This is a genomic window from Rhodoferax sp. BLA1, from assembly GCF_013416775.1.
In the GTDB taxonomy this organism is placed as follows: Bacteria; Pseudomonadota; Gammaproteobacteria; order Burkholderiales; family Burkholderiaceae_C; genus Rhodoferax.
Window position 1 is genome coordinate 307448 of record NZ_SZVI01000009.1, and the last position, 18055, is coordinate 325502.

At 59.4% G+C, this 18055-nt stretch carries 16 protein-coding genes; 5 read left to right on the forward strand and 11 right to left on the reverse strand.

Annotated elements, in window-relative coordinates; genetic code table 11:
- Positions 1–16: 16 nt before the first annotated feature.
- The 5 genes from iscA to uvrB all read right to left on the reverse strand — a co-directional run bounded on the left by iscA (position 17) and on the right by uvrB (position 5046).
- On the reverse strand, positions 17–340 hold the full coding sequence (gene iscA / locus FDG13_RS09900; RefSeq protein ID WP_078365744.1) for an iron-sulfur cluster assembly protein IscA: 324 nt from the start codon (positions 338–340) through the stop codon (positions 17–19).
- Positions 341–406: 66 nt separating this feature from the next.
- The gene (gene iscU / locus FDG13_RS09905; RefSeq protein ID WP_078365745.1) at positions 407–805 is read right to left on the reverse strand and encodes a Fe-S cluster assembly scaffold IscU; all 399 of its coding nucleotides are present in this window, start codon (positions 803–805) and stop codon (positions 407–409) included.
- 130 nt (positions 806–935) lie between these two features.
- Positions 936–2156, reverse strand: coding sequence for an IscS subfamily cysteine desulfurase (locus FDG13_RS09910; protein ID WP_180127185.1), 1221 nt, complete (start codon positions 2154–2156; stop codon positions 936–938).
- A 31-nt stretch (positions 2157–2187) separates the two neighbouring features.
- The gene (locus FDG13_RS09915; protein WP_078365747.1) at positions 2188–2724 is read right to left on the reverse strand and encodes a Fe-S cluster assembly transcription factor; all 537 of its coding nucleotides are present in this window, start codon (positions 2722–2724) and stop codon (positions 2188–2190) included.
- Positions 2725–2916: 192 nt separating this feature from the next.
- Positions 2917–5046 carry an excinuclease ABC subunit UvrB gene (uvrB, locus tag FDG13_RS09920; RefSeq protein WP_255435186.1) on the reverse strand — a complete coding sequence of 710 codons (2130 nt, stop codon included), beginning with the start codon at positions 5044–5046 and terminating at the stop codon, positions 2917–2919.
- A gap of 235 nt (positions 5047–5281) precedes the next feature.
- Between uvrB and FDG13_RS09925 the strand changes: the two genes are divergently transcribed.
- From FDG13_RS09925 to rsxB, 5 genes are all read left to right on the forward strand, one after another.
- Entirely contained in the window at positions 5282–5455 is a 174-nt protein-coding gene (locus tag FDG13_RS09925) for a hypothetical protein (RefSeq protein ID WP_180127187.1), read from the forward strand.
- A gap of 203 nt (positions 5456–5658) precedes the next feature.
- Entirely contained in the window at positions 5659–6855 is a 1197-nt protein-coding gene (locus FDG13_RS09930; RefSeq protein ID WP_180127189.1) for an amino acid aminotransferase, read from the forward strand.
- Between the two features lie 83 nt (positions 6856–6938).
- Complete coding sequence (locus FDG13_RS09935) at positions 6939–7757, forward strand: Rossmann-like and DUF2520 domain-containing protein (protein WP_180127191.1); 819 nt, start codon at positions 6939–6941, stop codon at positions 7755–7757.
- Between the two features lie 129 nt (positions 7758–7886).
- Complete coding sequence (phaZ, locus tag FDG13_RS09940; protein WP_180127193.1) at positions 7887–9434, forward strand: polyhydroxyalkanoate depolymerase; 1548 nt, start codon at positions 7887–7889, stop codon at positions 9432–9434.
- On the forward strand, positions 9431–10087 hold the full coding sequence (gene rsxB / locus FDG13_RS09945) for an electron transport complex subunit RsxB (protein ID WP_180127196.1): 657 nt from the start codon (positions 9431–9433) through the stop codon (positions 10085–10087). The genes phaZ and rsxB overlap by 4 nt, the downstream gene beginning before the upstream one ends.
- Positions 10088–10090: 3 nt before the next feature.
- Here rsxB and FDG13_RS09950 read toward each other — a convergent pair whose 3' ends face one another.
- The 6 genes from FDG13_RS09950 to scpA all read right to left on the reverse strand — a co-directional run bounded on the left by FDG13_RS09950 (position 10091) and on the right by scpA (position 17939).
- On the reverse strand, positions 10091–10573 hold the full coding sequence (locus FDG13_RS09950; RefSeq protein WP_180127198.1) for a VOC family protein: 483 nt from the start codon (positions 10571–10573) through the stop codon (positions 10091–10093).
- Between the two features lie 76 nt (positions 10574–10649).
- On the reverse strand, positions 10650–12698 hold the full coding sequence (locus tag FDG13_RS09955) for an acetyl/propionyl/methylcrotonyl-CoA carboxylase subunit alpha (protein ID WP_180127200.1): 2049 nt from the start codon (positions 12696–12698) through the stop codon (positions 10650–10652).
- Between the two features lie 20 nt (positions 12699–12718).
- Positions 12719–14251 (reverse strand): acyl-CoA carboxylase subunit beta, encoded by a 1533-nt coding sequence (locus tag FDG13_RS09960; RefSeq protein WP_180127202.1) that lies wholly within the window; start codon positions 14249–14251, stop codon positions 12719–12721.
- Between the two features lie 63 nt (positions 14252–14314).
- A complete protein-coding gene (meaB, locus tag FDG13_RS09965) occupies positions 14315–15307 on the reverse strand; it encodes a methylmalonyl Co-A mutase-associated GTPase MeaB (protein ID WP_180127545.1) in 993 nt (330 codons plus the stop codon).
- A gap of 17 nt (positions 15308–15324) precedes the next feature.
- Positions 15325–15729 carry a GNAT family N-acetyltransferase gene (locus tag FDG13_RS09970; protein WP_180127547.1) on the reverse strand — a complete coding sequence of 135 codons (405 nt, stop codon included), beginning with the start codon at positions 15727–15729 and terminating at the stop codon, positions 15325–15327.
- Positions 15730–15779: 50 nt separating this feature from the next.
- Positions 15780–17939, reverse strand: coding sequence for a methylmalonyl-CoA mutase (gene scpA / locus FDG13_RS09975; RefSeq protein ID WP_180127204.1), 2160 nt, complete (start codon positions 17937–17939; stop codon positions 15780–15782).
- Positions 17940–18055 lie beyond the last annotated feature (116 nt).

The following is an 18055-nucleotide window of genomic DNA, read 5'->3' on the forward strand; positions in this document are numbered from 1 at the left end:
CAACTGCGCAGTAGCTTTAAACACGAAAAGACTCGCCGCATCCGCAACGGTCTCTCTCATTCGGGTTGTTGAACTTGAAACCTTCGTTCAAGCCTTCACGCGCAAAGTCGAGTTCGGTGCCATCGAGGTACACATAACTCTTGGGGTCGATCATGATCTTGACGCCGGGTGCGTCGAGCACCATGTCGTCCTCCCCCACGGAGTCCACATATTCCAGCGTGTAGGCCATGCCTGAGCAGCCGGTGGTTTTGACACCCAGGCGCACACCCACCCCCTGGCCACGCTTGGTCAGGTAGCGGGCAAGCTGCGCGAGCGCCTTGTCAGTGAGCGTAATTGCCATGATGTCTTAAGAGGTCTGTTCAGGCTGACACCGCTGCCGGGTCAGGCCGGGTATCGCCAGGAAGAATTAAGCCGCTTGTGTTTCTGTGTGTTTTTGGCGGTAGTCATTGACGGCCGCCTTGATGGCGTCTTCCGCCAGAATCGAACAGTGGATTTTGACAGGTGGCAGGGCCAATTCTTCGGCAATCTCGCTATTTTTCAGCGCAGCGGCCTGGTCCAGCGTTTTGCCCTTGACCCATTCGGTGACCAGGGAGCTTGACGCGATGGCCGAACCACAGCCGTAGGTCTTGAAACGTGCGTCTTCGATCACGCCGGTTTCGGCATTGACCTTGATCTGCAACTTCATCACATCACCACAAGCCGGTGCACCGACCATGCCGGTGCCCACCGAGTCATCACCCTTGTCAAACGAGCCAACATTGCGGGGGTTTTCGTAGTGGTCGACTACTTTTTCAGAATATGCCATGGTGTTTCTCCTTCAAATCTGTTTCAAAAACGCGGCCTAAACCAGAGATGCCGTGGAACCGGCTTTGCCGGGCCGCTTGCATCGCCCCTTAAGGGGGAGGCGGCGCCAGCCGACACAGGGGTGCTCTTTTTTAATGAGCGGCCCACTGGATGGTGCTGATATCGATGCCTTCTTTGTACATGTCCCACAAGGGGCTGAGTTCGCGCAGCTTGGCCACATTGACTTTGATGGTCTCCACCGCAAAGTCGATGTCGGCCTCGGTGGTCCAGCGGCCAATCGTCATGCGCAGGCTGCTGTGGGCCAGTTCGTCGCTGCGGCCCAGGGCACGCAGCACATAACTGGGTTCCAGGCTGGCCGAGGTACAGGCCGAACCGCTTGACACGGCCAGGCCCTTGATGCCCATGATCAGCGACTCACCTTCGACGTAGTTGAAGCTCATGTTCAGGTTGTGCGGCACACGCTGGGTCAGGTGGCCGTTGATGAACACCTGTTCAATACCTTGCAGCCCCGCGAGCATGCGGTCATGCAGCGCCTGAATACGGGCGTTTTCGACCGCCATTTCTTCCTTGGCGATGCGGTAAGCCTCCCCCATACCGACGATCTGGTGCGTGGGCAAAGTGCCTGAGCGCATGCCGCGTTCATGGCCACCGCCGTGCATCTGCGCTTCGATGCGGATGCGTGGTTTGCGACGCACAAACAGGGCACCAATGCCTTTGGGGCCATAGGTCTTGTGGGAGGTCAGGCTCATCAAGTCGACCGGCATCTGGCTGATGTCAAAGGCCACACGGCCGGTGGCCTGGGCCGCGTCCACATGGAACACCACACCCTTGCTGCGGCAAATGGCGCCGATGGCGGCGATGTCCTGGATCACACCAATCTCGTTGTTGACAAACATCACGCTGGCCAGGATGGTGTCGGGGCGAATGGCGGCGGTGAAGGCATCCAGATTGACCAGACCATCGGACTGGACGTCGAGGTAAGTCACTTCAAAACCTTGGCGCTCCAGCTCGCGGCAGGTGTCCAGCACCGCCTTGTGCTCGGTTTTCACCGTGATGATGTGTTTGCCCTTGGTCTGGTAGAAGTGCGCCGCACCTTTGAGGGCCAGGTTGTTGGATTCGGTGGCACCCGAGGTCCAGACGATCTCGCGCGGGTCGGCACCAATCAGCGCGGCCACATGGCCACGGGCTTGTTCAACGGCGGCTTCGGCCTCCCAGCCCCAGGCGTGGCTACGCGAGGCCGGGTTACCAAAATGCTCACGCAGCCAGGGGATCATCGCGTCAACCACCCGCTGGTCGCAGGGGTTGGTGGCGCTGTAGTCCATATAAATCGGGAAATGTGGGGTGCTGTCCATGGGTGACTCTCTTTCAGGTTGAAGAGACAACTTACATTTTTGAGAAGGCGTTGCCCAGGGCAAACACCGAATTGGGCGCGTTGACGCGCATCGGCTTGATCACCGGCAGGCTGGAGATAGCGCGTTTGAGCGAGGGTTTTTCTTCCATCTGGAAACCCTTGGCCAACTGGTCGTCCACCAGTTTTTGCAGGCTGACCGAGTCCAGAAACTCAACCATCTTGACGTTGAGCGAGTCCCACAAATCATGGGTCATACAACGGTGGCCTTCACCCAGGCAGTTGCTTTTGCCGCCGCACTGGGTGGCATCCATGGGCTCGTCGACTGAGCTGATGATCTCGGCCACGGTGATGTTGTTGGCGGGTTTGGCCAATGTGTAACCACCGCCGGGGCCGCGGGTGGACTCCACCAGAGCATGGCGGCGCAGCTTGCCAAACAGCTGCTCCAGATACGACAGGGAAATTTGTTGGCGCTGGCTGATGGCCGCCAGGGTGACCGGTCCGTTGGCCTGACGCAGGCCCAGATCAATCATCGCGGTGACCGCAAAACGGCCTTTGGTGGTGAGACGCATGGCAAACTCCTGACATTCGGTTGAAAACCAGCCGACTGGGTTGTCGACTAACGGAGTCAAGTATAGCAAAAACCCAGCGCCGCAGTCGGATAAGTAGACTGAATGGTAATTTAATAAGGTTATTCCGCAACCCAGTGCAACTTTAATAGCAACTAGCCCTTGTGATAAAAGGGCCGGAAGCTAATTTGGCACTTATTTGCCTGCAGGCACCAGCAGCGCGATGTTGTCGCTGCCCGGGGCGCCAAAGGCCTGTTCTTTCAGAATCGCCAGCTGGTCGCGCACCCGCGCCGCCTTTTCGAACTCCAGATTGCGGGCGTGTTCCATCATGAGTTTTTCCAGGCGTTTGATCTCGCGTGAGATGTCTTTTTCGCTCATCTCTTCGACCTGGGCACGCTGCATCGCATCGCGCTCGAGCTTCTCGGCCTCTTTGCCCGCCTTTTCACTGTAGACGCCGTCGATCAGGTCGCGGATCTGTTTAACGATCGAGCGTGGTGTGATGCCGTTCTTGAGGTTGTGCGCCACCTGTTTGGCGCGGCGGCGCTGGGTTTCACCGATGGCGCGTTCCATCGAGTCGGTAATCTTGTCGGCGTACAAAATCGCCCTGCCCTCCAGATTACGCGCGGCGCGGCCAATAGTCTGGATCAGCGAGCGCTCGGAGCGCAAAAACCCCTCCTTGTCAGCATCCAGAATCGCCACCAGCGAGACCTCGGGGATGTCCAGGCCTTCGCGCAGCAGGTTGATACCCACCAGCACATCAAATGCGCCCAGGCGCAGATCTCGCAAAATTTCAACCCGCTCCACGGTGTCGATGTCGCTGTGTAAATAACGCACCTTGACGCCGTTGTCGCTCAAATAGTCGGTGAGCTGCTCGGCCATGCGTTTGGTCAGCGTGGTGATCAGCACCCGCTCGTTTTTCTCGACACGGATGCGAATCTCTTGCAACACATCGTCGACCTGGCTGGTGGCCGGGCGCACTTCCACCTCGGGGTCCACCAGACCGGTCGGGCGCACCAGTTGCTCCACCACCTTGCCTGCGTGGTCTTTTTCCCACTGCGCGGGGGTGGCCGAGACAAAAATCGCCTGGCGCATACGTGTCTCAAACTCTTCAAACTTGAGCGGCCGGTTATCCAGCGCACTCGGTAGTCGAAAGCCGTACTCCACCAGCGTGGTCTTGCGCGAACGGTCGCCGTTGAACATGCCGCCAAACTGGCCAATCAGCACATGGGATTCGTCCAGGAACATCACCGCGTCTTTGGGCAGGTAATCGGTCAAGGTGGCAGGCGGCTCACCGGGGGCTGCGCCACTCAAATGCCGGGAGTAGTTTTCAATGCCCTTGCAGTGGCCGACCTCGGACAACATTTCCAGGTCGAAGCGGGTGCGCTGCTCCAGCCGCTGAGCCTCGACCAGCTTGCCCTGTGAAACAAACTCTTTGATGCGGTCCGACAGTTCAATTTTGATCGCTTCCACCGCCGACAACACCTGCTCCCGGGGCGTGACGTAATGGCTGCTGGGGTAAACCGTGAAGCGCGGGATTTTCTGGCGGATGCGCCCAGTGAGCGGGTCAAACAGCTGCAACGACTCAATCTCGTCGTCAAACAGCTCGACGCGGATCGCCATCTCGGAATGTTCGGCCGGAAAAATGTCGATGGTGTCACCACGCACCCGAAACGCACCCCGGCTGAAGTCCATGTCGTTGCGCTGGTACTGCATACGCACCAGCTGGGCAATCATGTCGCGCTGGCCCATTTTGTCGCCTGCGCGCAGTGTCATCACCATCTTGTGGTACGCCTCGGGCTGGCCAATGCCGTAGATAGCCGAGACGGTGGCAACGATCACCACGTCGCGCCGCTCCAGCACACTCTTGGTACAGCTCAGACGCATTTGCTCGATGTGTTCGTTGATCGCCGAGTCTTTTTCAATGAACAGGTCACGCTGCGGCACATAGGCCTCGGGCTGGTAGTAGTCGTAATAACTGACGAAATACTCCACCGCGTTTTTCGGAAAAAACTCGCGAAACTCGCTGTACAGCTGCGCTGCCAGGGTTTTGTTCGGCGCAAACACAATCGCCGGGCGCCCAAGCCGGGCAATCACATTGGCCATGGTGAAGGTTTTGCCCGAGCCGGTCACACCCAGCAGGGTCTGGAACACCTCACCGTCTTCTACGCCTTCGACCAGCTGGTTGATGGCCTCGGGTTGGTCACCAGCGGGTGGGTATGGCTGGTACAGCTCAAACGGTGAACCAGGAAAACTGACAAACTGCCCGCTGCGCGCGGGCTCGGCATCGTCAGGGGAAACCAGGTTCAGCGGGCTCGGTGCGGACATCTTGGGGTTTTCACTCGGTCAAACAACAGACGGCCATGTTATCCAATCCCGATCACCGGCCTGGGTTAGCAGCTCGCCGGACATCAAACAACCAGGGTTTTGGTCAGCCATACCCCTGATAACAACATGTGTTTGATCTGGCAAAAACACCCTCCTTTTTGGGCTTGGCGTAGGGTGCGAGTTCATCAATGAGCATGGTGTTCATTGGTTTCCCATCCCTTTCAGCGAGGTGTTTATGCGCTCTGACCTGAACGAATTTCTGACCAAGTACCTAGCCGTCGTGGGGGCTGCGGTGATGGTGGTGGGTTTTGTGGCTTTTGTGGTTACCGCCTACGATGAAGATCGCGTGGACAAGCTGCCCACAGCCCTGCAGAACACCAACACACAGACCAGCAGCGCAGGGTCCTGAGCCGCTGCACGGCAGTTGGTAGCGCGGCAGCGGGCCGCGTGACATTTTTGGGGTTCTCAGTGGGGCCACTGGGCTGTTGGGTCAGTTGATGGAGGCTAGGTGCGCAAAAAGCAGCTTGGGGCGCCTCACCTTGTCAGTAAAATGCTTGGCTGGCCGGTCACTGGCTGACCGCGTCACCTCACCCCACTCCACAGGACTTTTCCATGTCACTCTTTTCCGCTGTCGAAATGGCCCCCCGCGATCCAATTCTGGGTCTCAACGAGCAATTCAACGCCGATACCAACCCCGCCAAGGTCAACCTGGGTGTGGGTGTCTACTTTGATGACAACGGCAAGCTGCCGCTGCTGCAATGTGTGCAGGCCTTTGAGAAAACCATGATGGACAAACCCACCGCACGTGGTTACCTGCCCATCGACGGTATTGCTGCTTATGACGCAGCGGTCAAAAGCCTGGTGTTTGGCACCGACAGCGAGCCCGTCAAGAGTGGCCGTGTGGCCACCATCCAGGCCCTGGGCGGCACCGGTGGCCTGAAGATTGGCGCTGACTTCCTGAAGAAACTCAACCCCACGGCCAAGGTGCTGATCTCTGACCCGAGCTGGGAAAACCACCGCGCCTTGTTCACCAACGCTGGTTTCACGGTGGAAAGTTACCGCTACTACGACGCCACCACGCGTGGTCTGAACTTTGCTGGCATGCTGGCCGACCTGAACGCTGCCGCCGCTGGCACCGTGGTCGTGTTGCACGCCTGCTGCCACAACCCGACCGGCTACGACATCACCGCAGCCCAATGGGACGAGGTGATTGCGGTGGTCAAGGCCAAGAGCTTGACCCCATTCCTGGACATGGCTTACCAAGGTTTTGGCTACGGCATTGCCGAAGACGGCGCGGTGATTGGCAAGTTTGTCGATGCGGGCCTGGACTTCTTTGTCTCGACGTCTTTCAGCAAGAGCTTCAGCCTGTATGGCGAACGTGTGGGCGCCCTGTCGGTGTTGTGCGCCAACAAGGAAGAAGCCAGCCGCGTGCTGAGCCAGCTCAAGATCGTGATCCGCACCAACTACAGCAACCCGCCTACCCATGGCGGCGCGATTGTGGCCGGTGTGCTGGGCAACCCCGAGTTGCGCGCCCTGTGGGAAGCTGAACTCGGCGAGATGCGCGTGCGCATCAAAGCCATGCGCCAGAAACTGGTCGATGGTCTCAAAGCCGCCGGTGTCAAGCAAGACATGAGCTTCATCACGCAGCAAATCGGCATGTTCAGCTACTCTGGCCTGAGCAAGGACCAGATGGTGCGCCTGCGCAGCGAGTTTGGTGTGTACGGCACCGACACCGGTCGCATGTGTGTGGCCGCGCTCAACAGCAAAAACATCGACTACGTCTGCGCCAGCATCGCCAAAGTGGTCTGATTCACACATTTAAGTAACAAATCGCTGCCTAGCCCTTATGCATTAAGGGCAGGCAGCTATTTTTTTATGAGTCAACAACTGCCATGACCAGTCTCAACATCGTCGGCGCAGGCCGTGTGGGCCAGACGCTGGGGCGGCTGTGGGCAACCACTGGTGTGTTCCAGATCCAGGGCGTGCTGGCCCGCTCGATGGCCAGCGCACAACAGGCGCGGGACTTCATTGGCGCAGGCCAGCCAGTTGCCGACCTGGGCACCTTGCCGCCCGCAGATGTCTGGATGTTGTCGGTGCCCGACAGCCAGATCACGCCGGTGGCCCGGGCTTTGGCGGCCCTGGACAAGCCCCCTGCCCTGGTGTGCCATTGCAGCGGCGCGCTGGGCTCGTCAGAACTGGCGCCACTGGGCCAACTCGGCTGGCAATTTGCAAGTGCCCACCCCTTGCTGAGTTTTGCCCAGCCCGAACGGGCGCTGGCCCAATTTGGCGGCACACCGTGTGCGCTGGAGGGCGACACGACCGCACTGGCCGTGCTGGAGGATGCCTTCAGCCGGATCGGTGGGCATTGTTTTACCCTGGCGCCACAAGACAAACTGCTCTACCACGCTGGTGCGGTGTTGGCCACCAACTTCTTGCCGGTGCTGCAAGACCTGGCCGAACAACTGTGGCAACACAGCGGCATGCCCGAAGACCTGGCGCAGCAGATGCGCCGCACCCTGCTGCAAAACGCGGTCAACAACATCGTGGCACTGGGCCCGCAGGCGGCACTGACCGGCCCAGCCGCCCGTGGTGACACGGCCCTGGTGGCCCGGCAACAGCAGGCGCTGGTGGACTGGCAGCCGCAGGTCGGTGAGGCTTATGCGGCCCTGAGCCAGCTGGCAACCCGGCTGGCCCGGCGTTCAACCCCCTGAACAGGCTGGACAAACACAGCCCGACATGCTGGGTGGCCTTTCTTTGACCGCTTGGTGATTCAACCGATGTACTTTTTGGCCAGCCCTGCTATATTGCACTGCAACATAAATTAACCCAAAGGTGACGCCGTGCTCTACAAACTTTATGAAACCCAGCGCTCGCTGATGGAGCCACTGACCGACCTGGCCGCATCGGCTGCCAAGCTGTACGCCAACCCGCGCTCGATCTGGGGCATGCACCCGATGTCGCAACGCATTTCTGCGGGTTATGACCTCTTGCACCGCCTGGGCAAGGACTATGAAAAGCCGGAGTTTGGGTTGCGCACCGCCGATGTGGACGGTGTGGACGTGGCGATCCATGAACGGGTTGAGCTCAAAAAACCATTCTGCGAGCTGCGCCGATTCAAACGCTTCACCGACGACCAGGCCACGCTGACCAAACTCAAGGACCAGCCTGCGGTGCTGATTGTGGCGCCGCTGTCTGGCCACTACGCCACCTTGCTGCGTGACACGGTGAAAACCATGCTCAAGGACCACAAGGTCTACATCACCGACTGGACCAACGCACGCCTGGTGCCACTGTCTGAGGGGGACTTCCACCTCGACGACTACGTCAACTATGTGCAGGAGTTCATCCGCCACCTGCAGGCCCGTTACGGCAACTGCCATGTGATGAGTGTCTGCCAGCCGACCGTGCCGGTGCTCGCAGCGGTGTCGCTGATGGCCAGCCGGGGTGAACTCACGCCTTTGAGCATGGTCATGATGGGTGGCCCGATTGATGCCAGCAAGTCACCGACCAAGGTCAACAACCTAGCGATGAACAAGCCACTGAGCTGGTTCGAGAACCATGTGATCTACCGTGTGCCCAGCCGCTTTCCTGGCGCCGGGCGCAAGGTTTACCCGGGCTTTCTGCAGCATTCGGGTTTTGTCGCGATGAACCCGAGCAACCACGCCCGTAGCCACTACGACTATTTTCAAGACCTGATCAAGGGCGACCGCTCCAGCGCCGAAACCCACCGCAAGTTCTACGACGAGTACAACGCGGTGCTCGACATGGACGCGCACTACTACCTGCAAAACATCCAGACCGTGTTTCAGGACCTCAAGCTGGTCAACGGCACCTGGGATGTACGGGGTGTGGACGGTCAGATCGAACATGTGCGCCCGCAGGACATCACCAAGACCGCGCTGCTCAGTGTGGAAGGTGAACTCGACGACATTTCCGGCTCAGGCCAGACCGAGGCGGTGCACGGCATCTGCAGCGGTGTGCCCAAAAGCATGCAGGAACACTACGAGGTCGAAGGCGCCGGCCACTACGGCATTTTTGCCGGGCGGCGCTGGCGCGAAATGGTCTACCCGATGGTCAAGTCCTTTATCCTGCGTTACCAGCCACCGGTGGTGAGCAGTGTGCTCGCGCTGACCGCCAGCCCTGCTGTGACGGCATCGCCTCTGGCACCCGCCAGCGTCGCACCTGCAGTGCTTGTGGCTGCCACTGCGCCCCAAAAAGCAGACGCAGCAACGACTGTCGCACCAACATCCGCCCCCAAACCAGCGGCCAAGGCCAAAACCGTCAAAGCCAAACCTGCCGCACCCGTCGCCAAAACACCGGCTGCCGACGTGCCACCAGTTGCAAGCAAACCCGCTGCCCGAAAAAAGGCAATACCCCGTACCGCATGACCCCTCTGGCACAAGACATTCTGGCGGCCCTGCCGCAAACCCAATGCACCCGCTGTGGCTACCCTGACTGCGCCGCCTACGCGCAGGCGGTGGCCAACAACGAGGCCGACATCAACCAGTGCCCCCCGGGTGGCCAGGAGGGCGTAGCGCGCCTGGCGGCCCTGACCGGTCAGACGGCCAAGCCGCTGAACCCGGTGCATGGTGTGGAAGGCCCACGCAGCACGGTGTACATCGACGAAGACTGGTGTATTGGCTGCACCCTGTGTATCAAGGCCTGCCCGGTGGACGCGATTGTGGGCGCCAACAAACTGATGCACACGGTGATCGAGGCCCACTGCACCGGCTGTGAACTGTGCCTGCCGGTGTGCCCGGTGGACTGCATCCGGGTCGAGAACGCCAGCGGCACGGCCACCGGCTGGGCCGCCTGGTCACAAGCGGATGCTGACAAGGCCCGCGACCGCTACGCCTTTCATAGCTATAGGCTAAAGCAGGACGAGGGCCTCAATGAGAAAGAGCTTGAAACCACGGCGCCAGTGGAGCGGAAGCATCCGGCACCCGCCAGCGAACCCGTGGTACCCGACAAAAAACGCGCCGTGATCGAAGCGGCGCTGGCCCGCGCCCGCGCCAAACGCGAAACCAGCCCGGCGCCTTGAGGCTTAAGCCGCCAGCTTGGCGAAGGCCTCGATCACTTCGGCTGGGGCTTGCACCATCTCGATCAACACACCTTCACCCGAGATCGGGAACTCGTCGTTGCCCTTGGGGTGCAGGAAGCAGATGTCAAAACCGGCTGCACCCTTGCGGATACCACCCGGGGCAAACCGCACACCTTGGGCGGTGAGCCATTCCACGGCTTTGGGCAGGTCGTCGATCCAGATGCCGACATGGTTCAGCGGGGTGGCGTGCACGGCGGGCTTTTTCTCGATATCCACCGGCTGCATCAGATCCACCTCGACCTTGAACGGGCCTTTGCCCATGGCGCAGATGTCTTCGTCGACGTTTTCACGCTCACTCTTGAATGTGCCAGTCAACGTCAGCCCCAGCATGTCGACCCACAGTTTTTGCAGGCGGGTTTTGTCTGTGGCGCCAATGGCGATTTGCTGGATGCCCAGCACCTTGAATGGACGAACTACTTCAGTCATGGTGATTACCTTCTCAAAAAAACTATCAAAAACAGAGCTATCTGCCCTTTTTATATAAGGGCTAGAGCCCTATTTCTTATGCAAACTCCACAATCGGCTGGTCCACCGCGAGGCTGTCACCTTTGAGAGCCAGCACCTTGCCGACCACACCGTCGGCGGTGGCAAACAAGACGTTTTCCATCTTCATGGCTTCGATCACCGCCACACGCTCACCCGCCACCACCTTCTGGCCGGGCTGCACCGCAACCTCGACCAGTAAACCGGGCATCGGTGACAACACATAACGGCTCATGTCCGGCGGCGCCTTGTAAGGCATCAGCGCATGCAGTTGCGCGGCATAGGGCAGCAACACCATCATGTCGACCTGGGTACCGTTGTGGATGACCCGGATGGCCAGCGGTTTTTTGGCGGTACCACGTTCCACCTGGGCAACAAAGGGCTTGTCATTGCAGGTGCCCACCATGCGCACATGGCCAAACTTGGTCTCGCTGTGAATGCGGTAACTGTTGTTGCCCACCTCGATCGTGCCGGTGCGGGTGCGGTCGTTGAACTCAGGGATATGCGCCTTGTAGGACTGGCCGTTGCCGTTTTCACCCAAGGTGACTGCCACAAAATCTGCGCCGGTACGCAACTCGTGGCCTTCCATCTGCCCGGTGATCGAAGCCGCGCGATTGAGGTAACGCCGGTTCACAAACACCGCCAGCGCCACCAGAAACTCGATGTTGCTGTGCGGCACGTCTTCGGCGCGGAAGCCTTTGCCGTAGTTTTCGGCAATAAAACCGGTGTTGAAGTCACCGGCAACAAATTTCGGATGGGCCAACAGCGCGGCCTGGAACGGAATGTTGCTGGAGACACCACGGATCACAAAACCGTTGAGCGCTTCGCGCATCTTGGCAATCGCTTCCAGGCGGTCTTTGCCGTGCACGATCAGCTTGGCGATCATCGAGTCGTAAAACATCGGGATCTCGCCACCCTCTTGCACACCGGTGTCGACGCGCACACCCTGCCATTTCGTCACGTCAGAAGCAAACATGCTCTCCTGCGGCGGCTGGAACTTGACCAGGCGGCCGGTGCTGGGCAGGAAGCCGCGAAACGGGTCTTCGGCATTGATGCGGCACTCCATGGCCCAGCCGTCACGTTTGACATCGGCCTGGGTCAGGGGCAAGGCCTCACCGGCGGCGACACGGATCATCAGTTCCACCAGATCTAGCCCGGTGATGCACTCGGTGACCGGGTGCTCCACCTGCAGCCGGGTGTTCATCTCGAGGAAATAGAAGCTCTGGTCCTTGCCGACCACAAACTCGACCGTGCCGGCGCTCTGGTACTTGACCGCCTTGGCCAGCGCCACTGCCTGCTCACCCATGGCTTGGCGGGTGGCATCAGAGATGAAGGGTGACGGTGCTTCTTCGATGACTTTCTGGTGGCGACGTTGGATCGAACATTCACGCTCATTGAGGTAGACCACATTGCCCTGACTGTCGCCGATGAGCTGGATTTCGATGTGGCGCGGCTCTTCAACAAACTTCTCGATGAAGACGCGGTCGTCACCAAAGCTGTTGCGGGCTTCGTTTTTGCAGCTGGTGAAACCTTCGAACGCTTCCTTGTCGTTGAAGGCCACACGCAGGCCCTTGCCACCACCACCGGCGCTGGCCTTGATCATCACCGGGTAACCGATGCCCTTGGCGATCTCGACCGCCTGCTCAGATGTGTCGATGGCGTCGTTGACGCCCGGAATGCAGTTGACACCGGCCAGACCGGCCAGCTTCTTCGACTCGATCTTGTCGCCCATGGCAGCAATCGAATAGTGCTTGGGGCCGATGAAGACGATGCCTTCTTCTTCGACCCGTTTGGCGAATTCGGCGTTTTCACTCAGGAAACCGTAGCCCGGGTGAATGGCCTGGGCGCCGGTCTGTTTGCAGGCCGCGATGATCTTGTCGGCCAGCAGGTAACTCTCGCGGCTGGGCGCCGGGCCAATCAGCACCGACTCGTCGGCCAGCGCCACATGGCGGGCGTCGCGGTCGGCTTCAGAAAACACAGCGACGGTCTGGATGCCCATCTTGCGGGCGGTGAGGATGACGCGGCAAGCGATCTCGCCCCGGTTGGCGATCAGAATTTTGGTAAACATGTTCTTGTGCTCCTCAGGCCTTACAGGGGGATGTTGCCGTGTTTGCGCCACGGGTTCTCGATCTTTTTCTCGCGCAACATCACCAGGCTGCGGCAGATGCGTTTGCGCGTTTCGTGCGGCTGGATCACATCGTCGATGAAGCCACGTGCACCGGCCACAAACGGGTTGGCAAAACGGGCTTTGTATTCGGCTTCTTTGGCGGCGATTTTGTCGGGGTCACCCTTGTCTTCGCGGAAGATGATCTCCACCGCACCCTTGGCACCCATCACCGCAATCTCGGCATTGGGCCAGGCAAAGTTGACGTCACCACGCAGGTGTTTGGAGCTCATCACGTCGTAGGCGCCGCCATAGGCCTTGCGGGTGATCAGCGTGATCTTGGGCACGGTGCATTCGGCATAAGCGTAGAGCAGCTTGGCGCCGTGTTTGATGATGCCACCGTATTCCTGGGCGGTACCAGGCATGAAGCCAGGCACGTCAACAAAGGTGATCACCGGGATGTTGAACGCATCACAGAAGCGCACAAAACGCGCGGCCTTGACCGAGCTCTTGATGTCCAGGCAACCCGCCAGCACCAGCGGCTGGTTGGCGACAAAACCGACGGTCTGGCCCTGCATGCGGCCAAATCCGATGATCATGTTCTTGGCGTATTCGGGTTGCAGCTCGAAGAAGTCGCCGTCATCCACCGTCTTGGTGATCAGCTCCTTCATGTCGTAGGCCTTGTTGGGGTTGTCTGGGATCAAGGTGTCCAGGCTGAACTCCTGGCGGTCGGCCGGGTCACCACTTTTGCGCACCGGGGGTTTTTCGCGGTTGTTGAGCGGCAGGTAGTTGTAGAGGCGGCGCATCAGCAGCAGCGCCTCCACATCGTTCTCAAACGCCATGTCGGCCACACCACTCTTGGTGGAGTGGCTGATGGCGCCACCCAGCTCCTCGGCGGTCACGTCCTCGTGGGTCACGGTCTTGACCACTTCGGGGCCGGTGACAAACATGTAGCTTGAATCTTTGACCATGAAGATGAAATCGGTCATGGCCGGTGAATACACCGCACCACCGGCGCAAGGGCCCATGATCAGGCTGAGCTGCGGAATCACACCGCTGGCCATCACATTGCGCTGGAACACGTCGGCATAACCACCCAGGCTGGCCACACCTTCCTGGATGCGGGCGCCGCCAGAGTCGTTCAGGCCAATCACCGGTGCACCGACCTTCATGGCCTGGTCCATGATCTTGCAGATTTTTTCGGCATGCGCCTCAGACAAGGCGCCACCAAACACGGTGAAATCCTGGCTGAACACAAACACCAGGCGCCCGCTGATCATGCCGTAGCCGGTGACCACCCCGTCACCCGGGATCTTGTTGTTCTCCATGCCGAAGTCGATGCAACGGTGCTCGACAAACATGTCCCACTCTTCAAACGTGCCTTCATCGAGCAGCATCTCGATACGCTCACGCGCCGTCAATTTGCCTTTGTTGTGCTGGGCGTCGATGCGTTTTTGGCCGCCTCCCAGGCGGGCCAGTTCGCGCTTTTTGTCGAGAAGTTCAATGATGTCGTGCATGGTGTGGTATCTCTGAGGTCAGTAACAGTGACAAGGAGCAAACAATTTAATAGCAAGCAGCCCTTATTTTGTCTGGGCTGCAAGCATATTCCGCGCTGCAGTCGAAGCAGCCATCCGGCCCTCTAGCACCTCGTGGGTCAACTTGGGCAACAGGGTTTGTACATCCGGATGCTGTCGGAAAGCTTGCTTGAGCCCCGCATCGATACGTTCCCACATCCAGGCCAGCGCCTGGTTCTGGCGGCGGGTGACCTGTTTGCCGCTGCTGACTTGCAATTTTTTGAACTCCAGCACCTTGGCCCAGAAGGCATCCACACCCAGACCTTGCAGGGCACTGAGCTGGATCACCTGCGGGTGCCATACCTGTTCGTTGTGATGGGCGTTGTCCGGGTTGCCATGTAAGCCCAGTAGACGCAGGCTGGAGGAGATCTGCGCCTGCGCCCGGGTGGCGGCATTGGCATCCAGATCGGCCTTGTTGATGACCACCAGGTCAGCGATTTCCATCACGCCTTTTTTGATGGCCTGCAAATCGTCACCCGCATTGGGCAACTGCATCAGCACAAACATGTCGGTCATGTTGGCCACCGTGGTCTCGCTCTGACCGACACCCACGGTTTCGACAATCACCACGTCGTAACCAGCCGCCTCACACGCCAGCATGGACTCGCGGGTTTTCTCGGCCACACCACCCAGCGTGCCACTGCTGGGGCTGGGGCGGATGTAGGCGCGCTCGTTGACTGACAGGTGTTCCATACGGGTTTTGTCGCCCAGGATGGAACCACCCGAGACACTGCTGCTGGGATCCACCGCCAGCACTGCCACCCGGTGCCCCTGGCCAATCAGGTACAAGCCCAGCGCCTCGATGAAGGTGGATTTGCCGACACCCGGCACACCGCTGATGCCGAGCCGAAAGGCCCGGCCGGTGTGCGGCAGCAGCGCCGTCAGCAGCTCATCGGCCTGCTGGCGATGGTCGGCCCGGGTGGATTCGAGCAGGGTGATGGCCTTGGCCATGGCGCGGCGTTGAACCGGGGCAGAACCATGAAGAATCGCTTCAAACATACTCAAACTGACACTCCCTACGACTGGAACCAACGGTAATCCAGATCAAATTCAGATTCACCCACCTGAACAAACGCGTGACGCAGGTAGAAGCGGTTGGCATCACTGTGTTTCAGTGCCGACAAGGTGATGCCGCAAGCTTGCGCCACAGCCTGCGCTTTGGCCCACGCCATCACCCAAGCACCAATGCCTTGGCCTTGGTATGTGGGCCGAACATACAAATGGTCCAGGCGCAAGGCGGGCGGCTCAGAAGCTGAGTCCTGGCGCAGGGTGACAAAACCGACGCGCTCACCATCACGCACGATGTGTTTCATGGACTCAGGTTTGAACCCGGCCATCAGACGTTCGCGTGCCCGAGCCGGGTCGAAGCGCCCGAGACGCTCCAGGCTATCGCGCAAAGCCTCCACGCGAATCGCCAGCATGGCCTCGAAGTCTCCCCAGACAACGGGAGCGAACGACAGCACAGCAATACTCAGCCTTGCAGGGACTTCTTGATCTGCTCCAGCACGTCCTTCGCACTGACCGGGATCGGTGTGCCAGGGCCGTAAATGCCCTTGACACCAGCGGCATACAACATGTCGTAGTCCTGGCGCGGGATCACACCACCGACAAACACCACGATGTCATCGGCACCCTGCTTTTTCAGCTCGGCCATGATGGCGGGCACCAGGGTTTTGTGGCCTGCGGCCAGGGTCGACACACCCACCGCATGCACGTCGTTTTCAATCGCCTGGCGTGCACATTCTTCGGGTGTCTGGAACAGCGGACCAATGTCCACGTCAAACCCCAGGTCGGCAAAAGCGGTGGACACCACCTTGGCGCCACGGTCATGGCCGTCCTGGCCCAGCTTAGCGATCATCACGCGGGGGCGGCGGCCCTGGGCCGTGGCGAACTCGGCGATTTCACCCTTGAGAATGTCCCAACCTTCGGCACTTTCATAAGCGGCTGCGTACACACCGGTCACCTTTTGTGTATCGGCGCGGTGGCGCCCGAACGTTTTTTCCAAAGCGGCACTGACTTCACCCACGGTGGCGCGTGCTCGCATCGCCTGGATGGTCAGGTCGAGCAAGTTGCCGGTGCCGCTGGCAGCTGCATTTTCGAGAGCAGACAAGGCTTGTTGCACAAGGGCTGGATCGCGTTTTTGCTTGATGGCGTTGAGACGGGCAATTTGGGAGTCACGCACCGCCACGTTGTCGATATCACGCGCCTCAATGGCGGCTTCGGTCTTGAGCTTGTATTTGTTGACACCCACAATCACGTCTTTACCCGAATCGATGCGCGCCTGCTTTTGTGCGGCAGCGGCCTCAATCTTGAGCTTGGCCCAGCCCGAATCCACGGCCTTGGTCATGCCCCCCATGGCTTCGACTTCTTCGATGATTGCCCAGGCGGCGTCCGCCATGTCTTGCGTAAGCTTTTCCATCATGTAGCTGCCGGCCCAGGGATCGATCACACTGGTGATGTGGGTTTCTTCCTGGATGATGAGCTGTGTGTTGCGCGCAATCCGGCTGGAAAACTCGGTCGGCAAGGCGATGGCTTCGTCAAATGAGTTGGTGTGCAGCGACTGCGTGCCACCAAAAACCGCGGCCATGGCTTCGATGGTGGTGCGCACCACGTTGTTGTAGGGGTCTTGTTCGGTCAAGCTCCAGCCGCTGGTCTGGCTGTGCGTGCGCAGCATCAGGCTCTTGGGCTTTTTGGCATCGAACCCCTTCATGATCCGGCACCACAACAAGCGTGCCGCGCGCATCTTGGCCACTTCAAGGTAGAAGTTCATGCCCACCGCCCAGAAGAAGCTCAGGCGCCCGGCAAAATCGTCCACGTCCATGCCCTTGGCAATCGCGGTTTTGACGTATTCCTTGCCGTCCGCCAGCGTGAAGGCCAACTCCAGTGCCTGGTTGGCACCGGCTTCCTGCATGTGGTAACCGCTGATCGAAATCGAGTTGAACTTGGGCATGTGGTGCGCCGTGTACTCGATGATGTCGCCAATGATTTTCATCGACGGCTCAGGCGGGTAGATGTAGGTGTTGCGCACCATGAACTCTTTCAGAATGTCGTTCTGAATGGTGCCGGAGAGTTTGTCCTGGCTCACGCCCTGCTCTTCTGCCGCCACCACATAACCGGCCAATACCGGTAACACGGCGCCGTTCATGGTCATCGAAACCGAGACCTTGTCGAGCGGGATCTGGTCGAACAAAATCTTCATGTCCTCGACCGAGTCGATGGCCACACCGGCTTTGCCCACATCACCAGTCACACGCGGGTGGTCCGAGTCGTAACCACGGTGGGTAGCCAAGTCAAACGCCACGGAAACACCCTGACCACCGGCTGCCAGCGCCTTGCGGTAGAAGGCATTGGACTCTTCGGCGGTCGAGAAACCAGCGTACTGGCGGATGGTCCAGGGACGCACCGCGTACATGGTGGCCTGGGGACCACGCAGATAGGGCTCGAACCCCGGCAGGGTGTTGGTGTAATGCAGGGCTTGTGTGTCTTCAGCGGTGTACAGCGGCTTGACCGTGATGCCATCGGGTGTCAGCCAGTTGAGGGCCTCCACATCACCATCGGGGGCCGACTTGGCGGCGGCTTTGGCCCAAGCCTGCATGTCAGCGGCTTGAAATTCAGGATATCTTTGTGTCATGAGTCATGGCTCCAGTCGGCGATTCAAACAGTACACCTGCACTGCCCAACATACAGTGACGAGGCTTGCTAAAAAGCCCCTTGAGTTTACGTTATTTATAATTATTGATACAAAAA

Coding starts and splice junctions, on each gene's coding strand:
- meaB (WP_180127545.1), bottom strand. CDS start 15,307: ATGTTTGAAGCGATTCTTCATGGTTCTGCCCCGGTTCAACGCCGCGCC.
- FDG13_RS09970 (WP_180127547.1), bottom strand. CDS start 15,729: ATGCTGGCGATTCGCGTGGAGGCTTTGCGCGATAGCCTGGAGCGTCTC.
- FDG13_RS09930 (WP_180127189.1), top strand. CDS start 5,659: ATGTCACTCTTTTCCGCTGTCGAAATGGCCCCCCGCGATCCAATTCTG.
- rsxB (WP_180127196.1), top strand. CDS start 9,431: ATGACCCCTCTGGCACAAGACATTCTGGCGGCCCTGCCGCAAACCCAA.
- iscU (WP_078365745.1), bottom strand. CDS start 805: ATGGCATATTCTGAAAAAGTAGTCGACCACTACGAAAACCCCCGCAAT.
- FDG13_RS09915 (WP_078365747.1), bottom strand. CDS start 2,724: ATGCGTCTCACCACCAAAGGCCGTTTTGCGGTCACCGCGATGATTGAT.
- iscA (WP_078365744.1), bottom strand. CDS start 340: ATGGCAATTACGCTCACTGACAAGGCGCTCGCGCAGCTTGCCCGCTAC.
- FDG13_RS09960 (WP_180127202.1), bottom strand. CDS start 14,251: ATGCACGACATCATTGAACTTCTCGACAAAAAGCGCGAACTGGCCCGC.
- FDG13_RS09950 (WP_180127198.1), bottom strand. CDS start 10,573: ATGACTGAAGTAGTTCGTCCATTCAAGGTGCTGGGCATCCAGCAAATC.
- uvrB (WP_255435186.1), bottom strand. CDS start 5,046: ATGTCCGCACCGAGCCCGCTGAACCTGGTTTCCCCTGACGATGCCGAG.
- scpA (WP_180127204.1), bottom strand. CDS start 17,939: ATGACACAAAGATATCCTGAATTTCAAGCCGCTGACATGCAGGCTTGG.
- FDG13_RS09935 (WP_180127191.1), top strand. CDS start 6,939: ATGACCAGTCTCAACATCGTCGGCGCAGGCCGTGTGGGCCAGACGCTG.
- FDG13_RS09955 (WP_180127200.1), bottom strand. CDS start 12,698: ATGTTTACCAAAATTCTGATCGCCAACCGGGGCGAGATCGCTTGCCGC.
- FDG13_RS09925 (WP_180127187.1), top strand. CDS start 5,282: ATGCGCTCTGACCTGAACGAATTTCTGACCAAGTACCTAGCCGTCGTG.
- FDG13_RS09910 (WP_180127185.1), bottom strand. CDS start 2,156: ATGGACAGCACCCCACATTTCCCGATTTATATGGACTACAGCGCCACC.